Annotated in this window: 13 protein-coding genes; 1 reads left to right on the top strand and 12 read right to left on the bottom strand. The window is 38.2% G+C overall.

Annotated features, from left to right (window positions below):
* Nucleotide 1 precedes the first annotated feature (1 nt).
* The 9 genes from cyoE to G525_RS0107905 form a co-directional block, all read right to left on the bottom strand.
* Nucleotides 2–886 (bottom strand): heme o synthase, encoded by an 885-nt coding sequence (gene cyoE / locus G525_RS0107945; protein ID WP_035479334.1) that lies wholly within the window; start codon nt 884–886, stop codon nt 2–4.
* 189 nt (nt 887–1,075) lie between these two features.
* A complete protein-coding gene (locus G525_RS0107940; protein WP_245577750.1) occupies nt 1,076–3,160 on the bottom strand; it encodes a gliding motility protein RemB in 2,085 nt (694 codons plus the stop codon).
* Between the two features lie 207 nt (nt 3,161–3,367).
* Nucleotides 3,368–4,162 carry an energy transducer TonB gene (locus G525_RS0107935; RefSeq protein ID WP_051209852.1) on the bottom strand — a complete coding sequence of 265 codons (795 nt, stop codon included), beginning with the start codon at nt 4,160–4,162 and terminating at the stop codon, nt 3,368–3,370.
* 202 nt (nt 4,163–4,364) lie between these two features.
* Nucleotides 4,365–5,093, bottom strand: coding sequence for an energy transducer TonB (locus tag G525_RS0107930; RefSeq protein ID WP_027125688.1), 729 nt, complete (start codon nt 5,091–5,093; stop codon nt 4,365–4,367).
* Nucleotides 5,094–5,157: 64 nt separating this feature from the next.
* Nucleotides 5,158–5,454: a VanZ family protein gene (locus G525_RS0107925; protein ID WP_051209851.1), complete on the bottom strand. Its 297-nt coding sequence runs from the start codon at nt 5,452–5,454 to the stop codon at nt 5,158–5,160.
* 58 nt (nt 5,455–5,512) lie between these two features.
* Entirely contained in the window at nt 5,513–5,893 is a 381-nt protein-coding gene (gene gcvH, locus G525_RS0107920) for a glycine cleavage system protein GcvH (protein ID WP_027125686.1), read from the bottom strand.
* Nucleotides 5,894–5,951: 58 nt separating this feature from the next.
* Nucleotides 5,952–13,145: a T9SS outer membrane translocon Sov/SprA gene (sov, locus tag G525_RS0107915; protein WP_027125685.1), complete on the bottom strand. Its 7,194-nt coding sequence runs from the start codon at nt 13,143–13,145 to the stop codon at nt 5,952–5,954.
* A 6-nt stretch (nt 13,146–13,151) separates the two neighbouring features.
* Complete coding sequence (gene ruvA / locus G525_RS0107910) at nt 13,152–13,733, bottom strand: Holliday junction branch migration protein RuvA (protein ID WP_027125684.1); 582 nt, start codon at nt 13,731–13,733, stop codon at nt 13,152–13,154.
* A gap of 43 nt (nt 13,734–13,776) precedes the next feature.
* Nucleotides 13,777–16,092, bottom strand: coding sequence for an NADP-dependent malic enzyme (locus tag G525_RS0107905; RefSeq protein ID WP_027125683.1), 2,316 nt, complete (start codon nt 16,090–16,092; stop codon nt 13,777–13,779).
* Nucleotides 16,093–16,556: 464 nt separating this feature from the next.
* Here G525_RS0107905 and G525_RS0107900 point away from each other — a divergent pair, with 464 nt between their 5' ends.
* Entirely contained in the window at nt 16,557–18,335 is a 1,779-nt protein-coding gene (locus G525_RS0107900; protein ID WP_051209860.1) for a hypothetical protein, read from the top strand.
* 283 nt (nt 18,336–18,618) lie between these two features.
* Here the strand turns inward: G525_RS0107900 and queG are convergent, their stop codons facing one another.
* The 3 genes from queG to ruvB form a co-directional block, all read right to left on the bottom strand.
* Nucleotides 18,619–19,542 (bottom strand): tRNA epoxyqueuosine(34) reductase QueG, encoded by a 924-nt coding sequence (gene queG / locus G525_RS0107895; RefSeq protein ID WP_027125681.1) that lies wholly within the window; start codon nt 19,540–19,542, stop codon nt 18,619–18,621.
* Nucleotides 19,542–20,879 (bottom strand): cytochrome P450, encoded by a 1,338-nt coding sequence (locus G525_RS0107890; protein WP_027125680.1) that lies wholly within the window; start codon nt 20,877–20,879, stop codon nt 19,542–19,544. The genes queG and G525_RS0107890 overlap by 1 nt, the downstream gene beginning before the upstream one ends.
* Nucleotides 20,880–20,993: 114 nt before the next feature.
* Entirely contained in the window at nt 20,994–22,016 is a 1,023-nt protein-coding gene (ruvB, locus tag G525_RS0107885) for a Holliday junction branch migration DNA helicase RuvB (protein WP_027125679.1), read from the bottom strand.
* Nucleotides 22,017–22,168 lie beyond the last annotated feature (152 nt).

Here is a 22,168-nt window from a genome sequence, read left to right as displayed (position 1 = left end):
TTTATCTTATAAATTTATCTGCAACGTAAATAATCTGTAATAGGGTAATATAGATCACACTAGCTAACATCAAGTGTCTTGCGGCTAGCACCGTTCTCTTTTGAAATAATTGTAAAGCATAATATATCATGACCAAGCCAATCGCAAAAACGATCACAGCCGCTACAATTGATAATTTTAAATCGCCCGTAAATCCAAACACAGGAATGACAGACACTAAAACTGTCCAAATGGTGTACACAATGATTTGCGTTGCCGTACCTTTATCTCTTTTTCCTGTTGGAAGCATGAAAAAGCCTCCTTTTTTATAATCGTCATATAAAAACCAGCCAATGGCCCAAAAATGAGGAAACTGCCAGAAAAACTGAATGGCAAACAAAGTTCCAGGCTCAATCCCGAAAGCATCGCGTGCCGCCACCCAACCCAACATAAAAGGAATGGCACCTGGTATCGCTCCTGCAAAAACAGATAGTGGGGTTTTCGTTTTTAAAGGGGTATAAATGCTGGTGTATAAAAATATTGAAATGGCGCCGTACATTGCTGTACGAGGATTTATAACGTAAAGTGAAGCAATACCCAATATTGTAAAAAGAACAGCAATGGCAAATGCGGTATTGACGGAGATGCGTCCGGCCGGGATGGGTCTGTTTTTGGTGCGATCCATAAGTGCATCCAAATCGCGCTCAATAATTTGATTATAAACATTAGAGGCACCTACCATAAAATAACCTCCAAACGCTAGCAGGATCAAGGTACTGACTTCAATGGTTGTTGCCCCCAGTAAATACCCAGCAATTGCTGAAAACACAACACTTAAAGATAATCTCATTTTTGTTATTTCCTTAAAATCGGAAATAATAGAAACCTTAGAAATAGAAGTTTGCATGGTTGCCAATTGCTCTTGTATTTGTCGCTTTTGAATGCGAGTGCAAAGATACTTTGAAAATTGGTTTTGAGCAATTCAATTGCTGAATAAAAACATATTCATTAGGTTTTGGTATTTCTTGACTTCTGAGTGGAAGGTCTGAAGACAAAAGGGGCAGTAAACAGAAGCTCACAATGGACTGAAAAACGGTTAATAATCAAAATACCAATTAAACAAATCCGTTTTAACGCCAACGCTTAACCAAACCGTGCTATTATTAAAGGTAGTTTCCGTGTTGGCTTCTGGATTGAAATTTCTAAAACTAAGATTGGTAAACACTTTTAAATGGCTCACCGGATTGATGATGTAGCCGCCTTGCAATTCGGCATTAAAGGTTTTGGTTTTATTACCTTGACCAATCTTTACGCCAGTGTCAAATGGACGATCATTGTAATTTCTATAAATATCGCCACCATAACTATAATTATCAGTCCCATCGTTAAAATCAAGACCAAGGGTCCCGAAGATAAATTTGCCATCAGCATACCATCTTTTGTAATTATAATGCCCTATAATTATAAATTCCCTAAAATTGGCACCCCATAAATGCGCCATGGACTGATTGCTATGCCCGTAATTATTCACAATGGTATTATGCGAATACGTATAAGGACGCACTTGGTTATACTCCAATTGCAACATTAAATTATCGACTTTAAAAGCATCAAAATATTTGACGCCCAATTGCAATCCAAATTTATTTTTCCAACTTTTTTCACCTGCCTTCACATCGCTCAATGAAAATTCATCCAATATAAATTGGCCATACAGATTGACTTTATTATTCCACTTATATTTTGCTGAAGCCCCTAAAACCGCATTTCCAGAACCTTGTCCAGCTTCAAATTCAATGGCTCTGAAAAAGATGATTGGATTAAGATAATTGATATCAAAGCCTCTTCCGTTGGTATCGGTCCACATGACAGACTCAAAAAGACCAATATTGAGGCGTTTGGACACATTCCAGCTCAAATAATGATTGGCCATATACTTGGTCAAGAAGGCTTTGTCTTCAATCACTTCATCACGCACATCCCTGAGCCACATCCAATTACTCGTGTATTTAATTTTCCAAAATTTGGTATTCAACTTTAAGAACGTCTGCGGACTTGCCACATCACTTTGGAATAAAGAGCGATACCCGTCACCAATAAAATTCTTTCCATGACCAAATTGTATATTGATAAATGTTGCAGGCGCATAGGACAAATAGGCCTCTGCCACCGGATAATCATAGGCATCTTCCTTAAAACGCTTGCCAATTCCCCTACCAGGAACAATGGCAGGGTCAGGTCCAAAAGCCTTTAAACTTTCAGCATATTGGTTGTAATATTGCGCAAACCGGCCTTGACTTTCATAAACAGAAGTTGAAAAACTGAATTTTTTACCCAAGCCTCCTTGTACTTGTAACCCACGCGTATTGTTGAAAGTGGAATTAAAATCAGCATCAAAATCTTTCCCTACTTGTAAATCGAAAAACGGATCAATGGTAAACCAATAATCTTCCCCTTGAATTTCTACTAAATGTTCATCCCATAACTTTCTGCTCCACCATCCATCAGAACCTTTTAAAAGAGCCTCTTTTTCTGCTTCAAAATCATAATACCGCGCCACATCCTCATAAACATAGGGTTTCGCAGCAGTATGACTATTCGTTCCCAAGGCGTTCATATGGGCATCAAAACGCGAATAATAACCATGTGTGAATGGAACATTCAATTGACTGCTATATTCTAAATCTTGATATTTTCGGACATTTTTGTTAATGCTATCAAACTCATTGGAAACAATTTCATTTAGATCGACAACCTTATTGATGGTGTTTGACTCCTCTGACATGGCATTGGAGATTGTTTTTGGATTGACCAATGGAATTTTAACAGCTAAAGAATACTGATAGTAAGTGGGCTTTCCATTGTAGGTACCTGCTTGGATCTTTGGTAAAGTTTCAAACACACGTCGGGTTTCATCTTTGAGAGCGTCATATATTGCATCAACATAAACAACACTAATACCACCGTCCTCATTGACCTCAAAAAGTATTTTTACATCACCACGATAATTATCATTGACAACCTCTTGCGGCACTCTAAAGTTTTCAAAAATATAGTGATTGATTTTATTGTTGAAGCAGGTTTTTAGGTTGTCAATTGACTGGGATTCACAACCTGTAAAAACAGGAGGCTTTTCATAAATTGCAATATTTTGGGATAAACTATTGAGTTGAAAACTCATAAAAATAATTAAGAAGACATTCTTCATAGATGATGACAACCTTTTAGACTGGCGAAAGATACTATTTTTTTCAAAACGGGCGAATCAAATTTAAAACTTGAAAATGAGCATTCCGAAAAGCATGTAAAGGCCAAAAAGTTATTAAAGGTACTTCTTGATCAGAAATGCAATTTAATAACTCTTTGCTAGCGGGTACGTTTATGCGTCTTACTGCACGTCAAATAGGATTGGTAAAGAATACATTACAGCCACTGGTCTATGTCGTTGTTTCCCTGGCACCATTTGTGGCACTTTGGAAAGCACACGCGCTGCCTCATCTTCCAACTGTTGGGATGGCGCCCGCGATAGAATCTCAATCACGTTTCCTGATTTATCGATCTTAAATTGAACATAAATCTTTTGCAGCCCAAAAAGACCAAGATCTTGAGCGATACCGGTGTTAAATTTTTTCTTAATAAGTGAGCTTAACTTATCAGACATGCAAGCCCTACGTTCTTCATTGTTATTTGCCGATTCACAGCCAGGATAGATAGGCACCTGCTCAACACCCAAAACATCAAAAATTTCCGGTTCAACATCCTTATCAGGATCACGAGCTACCACTACTTTATCCACATCAATAGGATCATTTGTAGGTTCAGGATCGGTGAGTATATCCAACTTCGGTTCTACAAAATCGTTTTCCCTAATTATCGGATCTTTGGTTAAAACAACGCTCTTCTTATTGAAATCTTCAGGTTTTTTGACAAGTTTCTGTTCAACAAGAAAGACTTCGGGTTCATATTCCACATCGTTATCAGGATAGTCCACCTTAGCCAAATTATAATTCGTGCCTTCAAACTTCATTTCAAAAAGTCCGTAACTAATCAATAGACAGAGAATCAATCCGACTTGAAAATAAAGTGCGGAGTTTTTTTGTAAATTCGCATCATGCTTGTGCGGTTTTACATTGCGTGTGATGCTCTGACCAGCAACATCGCTTGAGTTTTTAAATTTCTTCATAATATTATGGTTTTCAAATGTTAATATTATGATAAAATCACAACAAGCATACCATAACGAAAATCCCGTCTATTTATTTAGACGGGATTTTTAACATTTTATTTAAAGGCAATCCTGAGCACTTCTCAGAAGGGTACAACTTGGATAAAAAGAAACCCCGAAGCTTTCGCAACGAGGTTTTATAAAACTATAACATAGATTTTTAATCTTGAACTTGGAAAAGGATAGGTAAAGAATACGGTACAGTTACCGCTTTACCACGTTGCTTACCTGGTTTCATTTTAGGAAGTAAACCAATAACACGTTGGGCTTCTTTTTCTAAACCGGGATGTGGTGCTCTTGCTTGAATGTTGGTAATAGCACCAGTTTTGTCAATTTTAAAGATCACACTAATACGTTGTTTCCCTGAAAGTCCTAATTCAGAAGCTAAGTCAACATTAAATTTTTTGTTAACAAACTGACTGATTTTATCAGACATACACTGCTTTTTTGCATTATTACCAGCCTCATTCTCACAACCTGGAAATACAGGAACATTCTCAATAACTGCAAATGGCACCTCAAGATCCTCTTCAGGAGCTTCTTCTACCACAACGTCTTCAACTTCTGCAATCTCCTCCTCCTGACTTGTTTCAGAAGATTCGATAACCGTTTCCTCAACTTCCTCTTCATCTTTAACAACCTCAATCTCTTCAGGTGCTACTGGTGGCGGTGGCGGTGGTGGCGGTGGCGTTTGCAACTGCTCAGTAATTGGAATTTCTTCTTCCAATTCATCATCCATATTAATCATGCCAATATCAATATCCGACTTGTCGTACGTCTTGTAATTGATGGCCAGATTGGTCAACAATAACATTAAAGCGAGACCCACGGAAAAATAGATAGAACTATTTCTACCAACGTCTGACTTTACATTTTTTTTCGGTTCCATATGCTTCGAGTGTTTAAGGAATGCTAAAATAACCAATAATTTGTTAAAAAAGCAAGTGAATAATTTATTTTAACTTTAACTTTCTATAGACTGTGATAAAAACTACTGCAATAACTGCACCAAAAGCATTAGCAAGAGCATCATATAAATCAAACTCTCTTCCTGTAGTTAGCAATTTCTGAAGTAATTCCATTAAGAACCCATAGATGGTAGCAATGGCAAATGCGTATACCAAAGGACTTTTAACTTTTAATGAAATACAGTAATTAAAAATTAACAAGGTAAAAATAGAATACGCTCCAAAATGCCCTATTTTATCATCAAACGATGTTCCCAATGAGGGAATTCCCCGAAGAGACATTAAGCTTAACACCAACAGGATGATTGCGTAAAGGACAAATAAAGCAAAAGCCCATCTTTTACGCACTGATCAATTCCTTATAAGCATCAGCTGAAAGTAAACTGTCAACTTGTGAGGCATCCGAGATTTTTACCTTAATCATCCACCCATCACCATAAGGATCAGAATTTACTTTTTCAGGTTCGTCTTCCAAAATCGCATTGAATTCAATGATCTCTCCTGAAAGCGGTAAAATCAAATCGGAAACTGTTTTCACGGCTTCTACAGTTCCAAAAATTTCATCCATTTCTAATGTTTCATCCAAGGTTTCAACCTCAACGTAGACGATATCACCCAATTCGCCCTGTGCAAAATCTGTAATTCCTACAGTTGCAACATCGCCATCAATGCTAATCCATTCATGGTCTTTTGTGTACTTTAATTGTGCTGGTATATTCATTTTTTATTAAAATTTAATCGTCTAACAAATGTACTTTTTTAAAACCCCTTAATCAAAATTAATTGCCGAAATTATAGCGTAAGGTAATCCCCGATCTAATAGTTGTTTGTGGGAATGCAGTTGAGATAGCATATTCAGAAAATGTATAATCAAAATAGAAGATTCCTGTGAGGTTTTTACTGAAGGCATAATCTGCAGAATATTTAACACCCCAAATGGTCTGACCAGAAGTAACCTGATTATCCTCTAAATCAAGATATCTAATGATGGTTTTATTATCGCGTAAGGAGATATCTGCCTTCATGTTTAAATCTGCTTTAATAATTTGTGTTGGCCCCGCCATTTTAGAACGAATCCTTACGTCCTTGATTCGATAACCCAGTCCTACAATATATTCATTACCTTTTATTTCGGTCAACAGATTATTGTCAAAACTCAAAGAAAGAATTCTGTCTTTTTTAATTTCGGCCAAAATCTTCACTGAACTTTTCATTTCAAAATCCAATTTTACCAACGGACTAAATTGCTCTTCAAGATTGATATTGCTAAAGAGTGTTTCGTTTTTGAAATTACCTCCCTGATCCATTGCTTCTGGATTGTTTGCATCATAATCTAAATTGGTACGGAACTGATTGATGGTATAGCCTGAACGGTACCCATGGGTCACAGAGAATCTTTTAAACTTATCCTTAAACCATTTTAGGCGCATCAATCCGGTATATTTAAGGGTCCAGTTAGGAATAGGAATATCCCTAAACGCACTTAAAGTCACTTTATCTGGATTAGAACCTTGATAAGCCGATAAAAAAGCTGGCAAGAGCACCGCCTGATTGCTTTTACCAAAGCCTACGGGATATCCATCGCCATCTGTTGGATAGGCATCATTCCCATAAAAATCACGGGCCAAGCGTCGTGCAACAACCAACCGGTTGGACCTGAAGTCTGCAAAAGCGGCAGATTGCAATTCATCACTCGGGCTAAAGGCCGTTTTAATCAGCGAGGTTGAGATATTGAAATTTCCAAAAGAATTTGTGATCAGTGAATTGTAGACATCACTCAATCCATCACCATTAGTATCAAAAGCATTAAAATTTTCGTTGGAATTTTCAGAATACATTCTGCTCCCAATCAAATCAATTTTCAAATCTTTGATAACTTCTATATTTGCCGAAACATCCAAAATGCGGTTGGTAACTTCAGTGTATTGTTGGTTAAAATCAGGATATACCGTCAACCATCCGTTTCTCGCTACCATATCCCTGATATCGCTTTGACTTCCAAAAGTATAACCAAACGTAGGTTTGAGCGTACCGATAAAACCCGGCGTTCTCAAGTATCCTGGCAAAAACGATCCATTATTTTCGCTATAATTAATCTGCACGCGTTTGACCATAGTGGTAATATCCACAAAAGTATTGAACACTTTTGTACCTACTGATGGTTCATCAGTTTCAAGCTTAGTACCATTGCCTGTATCGCCTTTACGTTCAAGTCCAGCCGGGGCAACGCTTCTTCCTTGCGTTTTATTTCTTTTGCTATCCTTTCTTACCAATCCAACATATTTGTACAGCGTTTCCATGTTGAACGTGGAATTAATATTATGGGTGTTGGCGTTTTGGATAGAATTACCAAGATTGTAATTTCGGATCTGGCCAGTTGTATCATCAATTAGCGGTAGATTATTATTTAAATCAGAGCCTTTTTGCCATTGGAAATCCCCGGTATAGGAATAGGTTGCTTTTAAGAAACTAAAAGTTGGAATCTTATATAATGGGATTTCATAATTGAGCTGTAATTGTTGGTTCTGGATATTTGGATCGCCCAGATCAAAAAAGCCATCCCACACGTCAAGCGTAGGATCTTGTCTGCCGTTGATGACATCGTCAACAAAATAATTTCTGACGATATTGGTGTTATTTGCGGAGAAATTCAAGCTTAAGGACTTTGAAAGCTTATAATTAATGGCATACTGAAAATCAAACCTATAATTTCTTCGATATAATTCTTCCAATCCAATATTGGCACCTCCCAGTTCTACTTCCCTAAATTTCTGCTTGTTGAACTGACGTAAAATATCTGTATTTACCGTAAAGCTGTTTGGAAGTAAATTGAAGTTAAAGTCTTTAAGAATTTTGGCGTATCTACTTTTAAAAATAGAATCATTCTTCGCAAATGGTTCAATAACGATAGGATTGAAATTATGGGCATAATTGACCCCTGTCCTCAAATTCTGATCCAGAGCGTTTTCTATTTCAAAATCCCGATGCTCTATCTTATTATAAGAATAATTAAACGTGAGATTCTCCACATCATAAAAACGTGGCTTCTCATCTCCCGTTCGCTGTTTCCTGACGCCAATGAAATTGATACTCTTACGCTTGGTATAATCTTCAGATTGTTCTAAAATCTGATCCTTTTCTGTCGAAGAACTTGCGGCATCCAGTCTTGAATCTAAAGTCAGGTCATTATAAAACTGATCATATTTAGGCGTGATTGTTTCTTCACTTAATGCATAGTTGAACGGTAATTGTATGCCCCAATTTTTAGGCAATAACTGGCCCAGGTTCATATTGGTCACCACATCATATTGCTGTACATCTTCACGACTGCGTTCATTGGGACGCTGTTCAATCCCTCCAAAACCAACGGTGCTCTGTCTTCCTGTGGCACTGATATCTGCAAAATCAGCAATATTGGAGTCCATACTTAATATCGCGGCCCAACCTCCTTCATTATCCAAATCAGACAGTCGAAGCTCATTAAACCACACTTTACCGCATAAATTGGTAGCCGTAGTATTATTTTTTACCCCAACCATGAGTACCCTAATGTCTCCAAAATTAGGATTTCCCTTTATGGCGACACGGGTTTCTCCAACTTCAAACGTGTCTCCGGGATTTAGAATTTCTGGTCCTCCGGAGGTCACATTATACACTGTTGGATCTTGATTGGCCAAAGAGCCATCACTAATCCCCAAAGCTTTAATTTTCTGTAAAACCTCCAAACTAATGTCTATTTCATTCTCAGAAGGCCAAACCTCATCTCTGGCGATGCCTGAAACAACGTTTAAAGTTACTTGAATTTCATAGAAGTTTTGGGTAAAATCATTTCCCATTCTGATAAAACCGATCATTTCTCCAGGATTCAGGGTGCGTCCTTCCAAAGCTTCAGCATGCATAAACATTTTCAGATTTTTATACTGACGCATGTCAATGCTAATGTTTTTATAGACACCTCTAGAATCATCAGCTTCAAGTTCGCACACTTCAACCACCAAGGATTGTTCGTTCTGTCTGATAATATTATTGTTGTTATTAAGTTTCTCCAACTCTACTCCGGGAGGAAGGACATAATTTCCTTCGTTTTCCTGCAAGCCTACAACCCCAACACTAAATGAGGCGTCAGAACTGTTATTACTCGGATTGTTGTCTAAATCTAAAGTATAGCGTCTCCAATCACTTCGTACTAAATCCAAAGTGGCAAAACGCATAACTGTCGTTTCCGAGAAACCTTTCATATACATTCTAGCAAAACGTATGGATCTAATATCCGATATTCCACCAATGGCTCTCGTAGCGTCATCAATTGGAATTCTGAATTGGTACCATCTCACTTCTCTGGTATCGCCATTTGGCAAGGTAATATTTCTGGTTTTGACATCATTGATCAAGGTGTTGTTTGGGTTGTCCAAACTTGTGCGCGTGATATCAATTTCATATTCATAATAACTATCAATAGTATTCATTGTATTATCCCTGTTGATATCCTCTACGTCAGGTTGCGTAGTAGAACCTCTGTTGGTGTTAGAAAATGTATCTGGAGAATTTCCTTCCGTACCGTTATACATTTTATAGCGATCAAAAATATCGCCTTCAGCTTGAAGAAAATATTGATAATTGTCATTGGAAGGATCCGGACCGAACTGTGAACCAAATTTCGCAATTTCGTCGGCATCATCATACCCATCATAGCCCACATCCTGATTGGCCCGCTCGTCTCCTAAACTTGAAAAAGCATAAATCAAGGATTGATTGCGTGGCACCACCGTTCCAAACTCCGTAGGATTTAAAGTACTGATGTCTCCATTATCAGGAAGTCCGTTTTCATATTGTTTCTTACCATCCTTTATAATGTCTTCAGAAATATTTCCAAGGTTTAAAAGTAGTTTTCCACCCTGGTTGCCGGTATTATCCAAAAAAGGATCCTGCACCCAAAATTCAATATATTCAACATTGGCCTGTTCGAAATCGGTACTGGTAATGGGGCGCGTAATTCCCGCCCAGCTCTCTTGTGGTCGGGTTAACGTATTTGGCAAATCAATATTTTGGGTCTGAAAATTGTAAGGTCCTCTTTCTGCTGGATAAAACGTCAGGTCTAAAGTTGGGATGTAAGTGTTCTGCCCTTGTACCAAATCTCTTTGTGGAAAAACTTCATCAATAAATACACGTCTGGTGTAAAGATCAGACACATCATTATCTGTAATGCCACTTGGTCTTTGATTGCTATAAAATATAGGGTCTATCGTATACCAGTTTAGGAGTGCTCTATTGAAACCGTTTTGTATTCCGATATCATCTTCATTCGCAGCTATCCCCAATCCTTTGGGGCGGCTTGATAAAAACCAGGATTGTGGTGATAAAAGATCGATACTTCCTTGAGACCCCTCAAAATCATCCACATAAGCAGTAACTTCCCCGTCAAAATCAGCACCTTTGGGAGCTCCAGGAAGCAAGTAGGCAAATTCTCCCCTCACTGATAAATTGGAGGGAACATCCGTGTCAATATTTGGTAGTTTGTTTGCGAGTCGTGTTAAGAATGGCACTTCCGTAGAATAATTTCCATTAAAGCCGAAAATACTGTTATTTATGGACTCAGTGTTGTAATTCGCTTTTTGGGTGATTGGCCGCTCATTAAGATTTAAGAAGGTACCGCCCAAGACAAAGTTTTCATTGAATTGGTGCTCCACATTTAAACCTGTAAAACGTTTTGTTTGTTGGCCAAAAACCGCATTATTTTCAACGGAAACATTGATGGGCGTATTTGAGGCCTTTAAAGCCTGATCTAAAATTTCAACACGGCCCAATTGATAGTTCACGGTATAATCAACACCTTCTACCAAAACACGTCCACCCGCCGTCACCTTTACGGAACCTCTTGGGATGTTAAAGGCGCCAATGGCAATACCTTCACCACCAGCCGATTTATAACGGCCTTTTAATTGGAATTTATTCTTTTCTGATTCCTCTAATGCGGCTGTTTTCGTGCCTTTGTACAGGATATCATATACATATTTTTCCTGATTGGGATTGGTATAAGTTGGATCATCATAATCTGAAGGATATGCAGGATCTGCCAATACATCAAATAAGTATTTTCCAAAAGGTTCCACTTTGGTGAAAATGATCTTTCCATTTTGGGCCAAAACGGTTACCCCATCAACAAAGTCAAAAAATCCATCACCATTTTGCTGTGGATCATTATTATAGTTTAATCGGTCCAAGTGGAAAAGCCGGATTAACGGCGTCTCTGTAATTTGAGTATCATCTGCAGGATCTGGTGTGTTATTATCATAGAGCGGAAAGGTAGTGCCTTCAACCGGCTTGATATAATTTAAAGGAGATGCTTCGGTATAAAAAATGTTCAATTTAAAATCTTCTTGACTGAGTTGATAAGCGCCCGAATCATAAATGTTCTTCATCATCAAATCCCAAATTGGTTGATTCACATTAGTGATTGCACTTTTCAGCATCTTTAAGACAAGATTGTTATTGTTGATAATAGCATTACCAGATACAGGATCCGTAGCCCCACCCGTGGCCTCAACGCCGTCATTGGCAAACTCGCCCACCTGATAAACAGTATTTCCAACCGTGTATTGGAACGCCACTGCTAACACTTCATCATTCTGCAAACGTTGATTCAATGAAATATAACCCAACTGTGTTTGAAGGGTATAATCATAACCTTCAATTAGTTTTCTGGCATTTTCCAGCTTGCCATAGTCAAAACCTTCATTAACCGGAATGTTAATTCCTTGCTCCACTCTTGTAATATCCCTGACCGCAGGAGTCAGATTGGAACCAGAACCCCCAATATTGGTTGGGTCAAACCCATTGTTTTTATTATCAGGAAGTGGGCCTGGCCTTAAAATATTAACATCAGAACCTACACGTTGTGACTCTCCCAAATCTTGGAACGCTGCTATATTACGAACATTATCCGTTTGATTACTTTTATTGGTCACCCAAACCTCAATACGTGTAATTTGCGTAGTACTATTGATGTATGGATATCGCTGAAGGGCCACATCGTAACGTTCCCTAAAATATTGTGCAAGAAAAAAGTGGCGATTTTCATCATAATCACGTGCATAAAATGAAAACTCTTCGAGCGTGCCACCACCTTGCGCCACAACGGAGCGCGACTGGGATTTTTGTTCAGAAAACACCGCAGTCACTCTTGTTTTCCCAAATTGCAATTCGGTTTTAACACCAAATAAACTTTGTGCACCAGTAATTAACGAGCTGTTAAGTGGCATGCTGACGTTACCTACCTCTATTTTTCTAACAATATCATCTTCCGTTGGCGTGTATTCCAACTTAATTAAATTTTGAAAATCGAAAGTTGACTCGGTGTCATAATTGGCCGTTACTTGAAGTCGTGTCCCCACTTTCCCAAGTAAGCTCAAGCTGATCCGTTGATCAAAATCAAAAGTAAAATTGCTTCGGTTACGTGGTGAGAAAGATGGATTATCCTGTTTGGTAAACAAGACACCCAAATCCATTTCTACGGAACCTTGTGGGATGACTTCAATGCTGTTACCTCCAAAAATGGTTTCAAAAAATCCGGAATTGACATAAAACTCAGGTAAAAGATTTTTCTGTTGATCTTCAGTACCATCCTTTTTACCTTCAGCGGCATCAACTTTTTGTTTATAATAATTTTTAAGATTTTCTTCCAGCACCAATTTCTGATATTCCTCAGGCGTTAGAATAAGGGGATAGTTAATATTGAATTTACCAACGGTTTGTGTAAAAATATAGCGATCAGTATTGGGATCATAGGTGTATTTTGAAACAATGCTATTAGGATTTGGCATTTTAATAGTACCCAATGCATGCCCCGTTTTTATAGAATCCTGGGCCGGTATTATTTGCTGAGAAAATGCAAAATGCCCTACAAATACTGTCAGGCCTATGATCCATAAACGTTTGAATGATAAAAATGATAAGCTGGGGTTGGTTGTACTCAAAATCAATTATAGATTTTTTAATGCTTGCTTTATAATGACCTCTACGTTGGCATCAGGTTGATTATTGACTATTTTCTCAACAACACGTTCAGCTTGTTTACGTGCAAATCCGAGAACTTCTAATGCTGATAACGCTTCATCTTTATGAGTATTGTTTTTAACGGTAGAAACATCATCAATATCATAAACTTTTAGCACTTTATCCTTTAAATCCAAAATAACGCGTGCTGCGGTTTTGGCCCCAATGCCCTTAATGGACTGAATCAATGCAGCATCACCATGCGCTATCCCTTCTCTAACCTGTTTTGGAGTCAATGAAGACAACATTGTGCGCGCGGTACTAGAACCCACGCCGCTAACAGAAATTAACAACTTAAAAATTTCACGTTCAGCAATTGAAGAAAAACCATATAAAGTATGAGAATCTTCCTTAATTTGTAAGTAGGTATATAATTTAAGGAAGTCCCCATCTGGAATTTGAGAATAGGTATGCAGGGAGATATTTATATGATAGCCCACGCCACTGCAATCAATTACAACATCAGTTAAATTTTTTTCAACAAGTTTTCCTTGAATATGTGTAATCATGTATGGCTTTAGTTAAGTCTCAAATGTAATAAATTTATTTTCATTACAAAGCTGATTCTTTTTCTGAAGCCGCATGAGCCTCTTGCTCTCTTTTTTCTTTTTGTTGTGCATCAATCACAGCAATTGCAGTCATGTTGACAATTTCATCAACACTCGCATCCAATTGCAGAATGTGTACCGGTTTGCGCATCCCCATCATGATTGGTCCAATGGATTCTGCGTTATTCAGTTCCTTCAGTAATTTATAGGTGATGTTCGCTGCATCTAAGTTTGGAAAAATAAGGGTATTGACCTTTCTTCCGGCCAATCTTGAAAATGGAAAATTCTCTTGAAGCATTTCTTGATTGAGGGCAAAATCTGTCTGCAATTCGCCATCAACCAATAAGTCAGGATTAGACTCGTGTAAAATTTTCACGGCATCTCTCACTTTGGTGGCCTTCGGACTAGGGGATGAACCAAAGTTTGCAAATGATATCATGGCCATAACCGGTTCCATTCCAAATAAACGAACCGTTCTAGCGGTCATTTGGGCAATGGTGGCCAAATCTTCGGCTGGCGGATCAATGTTGATGGAGGTGTCACTCAAAAACATTGGTCCACGTTTGGTCATCATGAGATTGGTTGTAGCAATACGGGTAGCTCCTTTTGCCAAACCAATGAGTTCCAACATTGGTTTTACAACTGAGGGATAACTTCTTGAGAAACCAGAAATCAAGGCATCTGCATCGCCTTCATTGACCATCATTGCGGCAAAATAATTGCGTTCTCTCATCAGCTTTTTAGCGGAGTAAAGTGTAACGCCCTTACGTTTTCGCTGTGACCAATAGACTTCAGCATATCTATTGCGACGTGTTTCTTCATCATCGGTTTTAGGATCGATGATTTCAACATTGGAATCAAATTCAATTTCTGCCATCAAGCTGAGAATGGTTTCCCGTCTTCCCAATAAAATTGGAATGGCAATGCCTTCATCATAGGCAATTTGAGCGGCTTTCAACACGTCTAAATGATCTGCTTCAGCATAAACGACACGCTTAGGATTCATTTTTGCTCTATTGGTCAACAATCTGACAATTTTATTGTCTGAGCCCAAGCGTTCCATTAAATGATCGCGGTATTTGTTCCAATCGGTAATAGGTTCCTTGGCAACCCCACTCTCCATAGCTGCTTTAGCTACCGCTGGTGGAACTTCCATAATTAAACGTGGATCAAAAGGTTTTGGAATGATATACTCCCTACCAAAAGTCAGACGGGTTTCGCCATAGGCTATATTAACCTGCTCTGGGACATTTTGTTTTGCCAAATTTGCGAGGGCTTCAACGGCGGCCATTTTCATTGCCTCGTTGATTTTAGTAGCTCTGACATCTAAAGCACCTCTAAATATAAAAGGAAATCCAAGCACATTATTTACTTGATTAGGATGGTCTGAACGCCCTGTAGCCATGATGACATCCTTACGGGTATCAACGGCTAATTGGTATTCAATTTCAGGATCTGGATTGGCCATGGCAAACACAATAGGATTAGCTGCCATTGACAACAACATTTGGGGAGATACTACATTTGAAGTGGACAATCCAATAAAAACGTCGGCATGGTCCATAGCATCAGCAAGTGTCTCTATTTCCCGATGGGTTGCAAATTCTGCTTTTTCTGTAGTTAAATTTTCTCTATTAATTCTGATGACGCCTTTACTATCGCACATCACGATGTTTTCACGTTTCGCACCAAAAGCTTGATATAAGCGGGTACATGAAATAGCCGCTGCACCCGCACCGCTGATCACAATTTGAACATCCTCAATTTTCTTATCCGCAAGTTCCAGCGCATTCAATAACGCAGCCGCAGATATAATTGCCGTACCATGTTGATCATCATGCATTACCGGAATATCGAGTTCTTCCTTTAATCGTCTTTCAATTTCAAAAGCTTCCGGGGCTTTGATATCCTCAAGGTTGATACCACCAAAAGTAGGTGCAATCATTTTGACGGTTTGGATAAACTCCTCAACATTTTCTGTATTGACTTCAATATCGAAAACATCAATATCAGCAAAAATCTTGAAAAGCAATCCTTTTCCTTCCATTACTGGTTTTGAAGCTTCAGGCCCAATGTTTCCAAGACCTAAAACGGCTGTACCATTGGTGATGACCGCCACCAGATTTCCTTTAGCGGTATATTTATAAACGTTATTGACATCTCTGGCAATTTCCAAACAAGGTTCTGCAACCCCTGGAGAATAAGCCAAGGATAAATCGCGCTGTGTCGCGTACTTTTTGGTAGGAACAACCTGAATTTTACCAGGTGTTGGTTTTGCGTGATAAACTAATGCTTCTCTACGCTTGCTCTGTTTGCTCATATAAAATATATTTTTCACTAAAGAGCAAAGGTAACTGTTTTATGAGAAAAGAAAAGAGACATTAATTGGATTTGAAACAATATTTTTTAAGACCAATATTTTATTGGTCTTAAGGCTTTAGTCATTCTTCCGTTTGACGACTTGTCCTATATATCCCTAAAATATTTAAAGATTTTTGTCGAAAATTAGAGGCAGGAACTTTCTCGGCTTTTTATAAAATTCAGTAACCGAGACATTGTTTATTTTTAATAGAGAACTCCATTACTACAATGTTTACCCTATAATTAGAGTTTCAACAATAAAGTATAATCTAACCTCATGAATTGGATTATATTTGCGCATAGTTTTTGAGAACCCCATTTTTATTAACATCCTTGAAGAAGCTTCTTTTTATTATTCCCTTTTTATTTTTCCACATTTTAGGTTTTGGTCAAGTCACCAAAACTCAGAAGGACTCCATTAACATGTACGATAAAATAGAAGACTATTCCAAAAAACGAAAATTCACCAAAACGCTGCATAAACTGGTGTTCAGATCAACAACCAAAAAACCGGTCAATGCTCCCAAAAATCGTCCAAAGCAAGATTTTAAACCTTTTGAAGGTAAAATCATTAGGCATATCAACATTCAAAGTCATGATCCTTTTGGTTTTTCTTTTACAGACAGTACTGAAACTGCCAATAGTTGGATAGAGAAAACGGGAAATTTTATCCACATCAAATCAAAAGCTTTTGCCATAAGAAACACTTTGCTCATTAAAGAAAAAACACCTTTGGACACCTTACTTTTAAGCGAGTCTGAACGTTTGATCAGATCACAGAATTTTATTAGAAGGGTTCAGATAACCGCTGAGAGCGTTGGAACTTCAAAAGACTCTGTAGATATAAATATCGAAGTTTTAGACTCTTGGAGTTTAATACCTACCGGAAGTGTTTCTACCTCTAAATTTAAACTAAAATTGAGAAATCGGAATTTTCTTGGTTTTGGACATGAATTTAACAACACGCTTTTGAAAAGTTTAGAAGATGGGAATCTTGGTTACGAAATGGAATATACTGCGCCAAATATTAAAAACACATTTATAGAGGCTAATTTGGCCTACAGAATAGATTTGGATGGCTATTACAGTAAAGTTCTTAAAATTGAACGTCCGTTCTACTCTGCACTAGCAAGATGGGCCGGAGGGATTTACTTGGATGAACAATACCGAAAGGAATACTTACAAAATGCCGAAATGGAATCTACTTTACAGGATTTTAGATATTTGACCGAAGATTTTTGGGGTGGCCACGCTTTTAAAATATTTGATGGTCCTTCAGAGAAGGAACGTACCACAAATCTTATTGCAAGCGCACGCTATTTACACGTAGATTATAGAGAGCGGCCTTCGCCCACTTATGACAGTATTGGTTATTTTGCCAACGAATCATTTTATTTGGGAAGTGTGGGGATAGCATCTCGACAGTTTTTAAAAGATGACTATATTTTTAGGGATGGCACTATTGAAGACGTTCCCATTGGAACGGTATATGCCCTGACTGCGGGATATCAGCGAAAAAACCAACATAATCGGATGTATGTTGGCCTAAAAGCATCCCATGGAAATAATTTTGATTGGGGGTTTTTGAGCACTAATTTTGAAATCGGAACCTTTCTGGATGACGGTCATCTTGAACAGACCACTATTTCCTTGCAGGCCAATTATTTTACAAATTTGATGTCTTTGGGCAACAATTGGAAAATGCGCCAGTTTGTAAAGCCTCAGATTTTAATTGGTACCAACAGGTTGGCTTCTGAAGGCGATCGGATCACTATAGATCAAAACAATAAATTTAGAGGGGTGTATGATAACGACTTCGATCTTAAAAAAGGGGCTGGAATTCAAGGTTTTGACAGTGATCTCATGGGTACGAAAAAATATGTTCTTTCATTACAGACCCAGTTTTATTCTCCTTGGGAACTATTAGGCTTTCGTTTGAATCCGTTTTTGAACGCTACGTTGGCCATCTTGGGCGATGAAGGTGAATCTATCTTAAACAATAAGTTATATTCTTCCTTTGGTGCAGGTTTTATCATTAGAAACGACTATTTGGTATTCAGTTCATTCCAACTGTCATTTTCCTTCTATCCCACAATTCCAGGACAGGGTGATAATATTTTTAAAACCAATGCCTTCGCTACCGACGATTTTGGATTTCAAAGTTTTGATCTCGGAAAACCTAAACCGGTCTGGTATAATTAGAGACTGAGGTTTGAGGTGATGGGGATTAAGGAGGATTAGGAAACAAATTATAATTGTTTCAAATCGAAAACATCTGATTTAGCTTTCATGGTTTTTTTTTATGTTTCTACTTTGAGATGTCAAATCATGATAGCCATTGTCAATGCCGAAAAAATACTTATAGGATTATCTGCTTGATATAGAGTTTTTGGGATATGTTTTTTTAAAAGGCATCGATTAATATCTCAATAACTGAACACAGAACCTTGTTTATAGTTTTACAAAATTCTCAAAATAAAGATTTCTACTTTTCCAAAAATTCAATATTGCGCTTCAGACCTTCAAACTTGGTCCGCTTTACTGGGGATTTTTTAAAGAGGTCCTTAAACACATCTTCGGTAATTTCTTCCCAATCTTTTTTGGTCATGGATAATAGTTCTGGATGCGGATTGAACAAAGGTTCATTATGCGCTTTTGAAAAACGGTTCCATGGGCAAACGTCCTGACAGATATCACACCCAAACATCCAATCGTCAAATTGGCCCTTAAATTGGGTTGGGATTTTATCTTTTAACTCTATGGTAAAATACGAGATGCATTTGCTTCCGTCAACAACATAAGGCTCAGTGATGGCTTGAGTAGGACAGGCATCAATGCATTTTGTGCAGGTGCCACAATGATCGGTGGTGGGCAAATCATATTCCAACTCTAAATCAAGAATCAGTTCCGCCACAAAATGAAACGAGCCCGCTTTTTGGGTCAATAGCAAGGTGTGTTTGCCAACCCAGCCCAATCCAGATTTTGCCGCCCAAGCTTTATCCAAAACCGGTGCCGAATCCGTAAAGGCACGCCCACTGACCTCACCAATTTCTTCCGTTATATAATTTAAAAGTTCTTTTAGCTTATCTTTTATGACGAAATGATAATCTGTGCCATAAGCATATTTTGAGAGTTTATAGGTATTGTTGATTTGAGTTTCCTCTGGATAATAATTGAGTAATAAGGAAATTACAGATTTTGATCCTTCCACCAATTTTGTCGGATCAAGACGCTTGTCAAAATGATTTTCCATATAGTGCATGCCACCATTCATGTTATTCCTCAACCATTTCTCTAATCGGGGCGCTTCTTCTTCCAAAAACTGTGCTTTACTAATGCCACATGAAAGAAACCCGAGGCGCTTGGCTTCGGCTTTTATCAGTTGGCTGTATTTGGATTTGTTGTTAATCACTTATTTCTACTTTCAAATCTTAAAAATGCGTTCTTTGGTTTTAAAGTAATCAAAGGTGTGATACCAATCTCATCAAATTCTGGATAGACTTTATAATTCCGGATTAATTCCGTCACTGCAATGATCATTTCAAACATGGCAAAATTATTTCCGATACATTTCCGCGGACCAGCTCCAAATGGAAAATATTGTGAGGAAAACTTCCTGCTCCCTTCACTGAATCGTTCCGGGAGAAACTCTAGTGGGCGCTCCCACAATTCCGGATGACGATGGATCTCATAAACCGAAAACAGTAGATTTGATCCTTTTTCAAATATTTTTCCGCCATAAGTGTCCGCCTCCACGTTAACCCGATCAATGAAATATGCTGGTGGATATAAACGCATGCCCTCCTCTATGACCTGTTGGCACACTTTGGACGCCATCACAAATGTCATCAAATCCTGACGGTGTTCTTCATTCGATTTCAGTTCTAGAAATATTTTTTCTTGCCATTCCGGATGTTTTGCCAAAAGCTGAAAGATAAAAGTCAGGGCATTGGAAGTGGTTTCATGGCCAGCCGTAAATAAGATAAGGATTTCATCAATCAACTGCTCTTCATCCATAAAATTGCCATCTTCATAGCGTGCTTCTAAGAGCATATCCAGTAAATCGTCGTGTCTTTGACCTGAAGATCGTCGGAAATCAACTATATTTTTAAGGATGTTACGAGCTTCCTGAGCCAAATCAAGATGCTTTTGCAGAATTCCACTCGCTTTAAACCACCAGGCAAAATAAGGCTGCCTCAGTTCTTTGACAAGCATCCGCTGTCCTGCTTCGGTAATCTGTTGAAGTTTTTTGATATCCTCACCATCGGCCGCAGTACTAAACAATGATTTTACGACCGTCTGAAAGGCCAAATCATTAAAAATTGGAAATACATCCATTGATTTATCCGTTGAAATACGCTGATACTCCGTTTGTATAGCCTGGCGAATGGTGTCAAGCAAATTTACCAAGTGTTTCTTGTGAAATGCTGGCTGAATAAGTTGCCTTTGTTTTTTCCACAAGTCACCTTCCGAAGTCAGAAGCCCTCGTCCCACATATTTGACCAAATCAACCGTTTGAATTTTGGATTTGATATAATTTTTTTGATTCTTTTGAAGGGCATATTCTAGAAAGCCTGCATCACGTGAAAAGATCACATAATTATTAAATCCAACATTCAATTTGAAAGTGTCGCCCTTTTCTTGAAAATTCTTAAGGTGGAATGGTAATGGATTTTTAAGAATGTTGATGGAATTCCCAATAAAGCGAAAAATGGATACTTCAGGGATAGCATTTTTATCAGGCATCAGTTTATCATTTATTATTGCGACAGAACCCTATAATAAATTATTGAAATTACATTAGTCTTATCTATTATAGAATTGGATATGGATCTCTTCCATTCGAAAAAGAAGAATAGTCTAAAATAAGCCACCCTGAATATTATTCTTAATTTTTCCGAGATGTTTATAGGCTAATTCCGTGACTTCCCTTCCCCGTGGCGTGCGCATAATAAAACCTTGCTGGATCAAGAAAGGCTCATACACCTCCTCAATGGTTTCAGCACTTTCACTTACTGCCGTCGCCAAAGTACTAATACCAACCGGACCGCCTTTAAACTTTTCAATAATGGTCATCAAAATCTTGTTGTCCATTTCATCAAGTCCGTGTGCATCAACATTCAATGCTTTAAGCGCAAATTTCGCAATGGCAATTTCAATACTCCCGTTACCTTTAATTTGTGCAAAATCACGAACGCGACGTAATAAGGCATTGGAGATTCTTGGTGTTCCCCTGCTTCTACCGGCTATTTCAACAGCAGCTTCCATAGAAATAGGAACATTTAAAATAGACGCACTACGTTGGGTAATGGTCGTCAATAATTCTGTGTTATAGTATTGCAATCTACTTTGTATACCAAAACGTGCGCGCATGGGAGATGTTAGCAATCCGGAACGTGTTGTGGCTCCAATCAAAGTAAATGAATTCAAATTGATTTGAACCGTTCTGGCATTTGGTCCAGATTCGATCATGATATCGATTTTATAGTCTTCCATGGCTGAATACAAATATTCTTCAACAATAGGACTTAACCGATGGATTTCGTCAATAAACAGCACATCGCGCTCATCAAGGTTGGTGAGGAGCCCTGCCAGGTCGCCCGGCTTGTCCAAAACGGGCCCAGAGGTCACTTTAATACCAACGCCCAACTCACTTGCCAAGATGTGCGCTAAAGTCGTTTTTCCGAGTCCGGGAGGCCCGTGGAACAGGGTGTGGTCCAACGCTTCTTCTCTTTGGTTAGCGGCCTCTACGAAAATCTTCAAATTCTCCAAAACCTGATCCTGTCCTGTAAAGTCATCAAAGGTTAAAGGCCTTAGCTTTTTTTCGACATCAAATTCTTCGGGAGAATAGTTTTCGTTGGATGGATTCAGGTTATCGTTCATATATATTCCTGAGAAGCAGGAATCGTTTTAAATTAATACTTCTGTCATTTGACTTCAATCAAATGAATCGATAGCAAAGATAAACAAAAAGCCCTTCTTAATCAGAAAGGCTTTTGACATATACTAAAGTTTCAAACCGCATTGTCAAGAAA

The organism is Gelidibacter mesophilus DSM 14095 (genome assembly GCF_000423005.1).
GTDB lineage: Bacteria > Bacteroidota > Bacteroidia > Flavobacteriales > Flavobacteriaceae > Gelidibacter > Gelidibacter mesophilus.
This window is presented reverse-complemented; position numbering and strand designations above follow the sequence as displayed.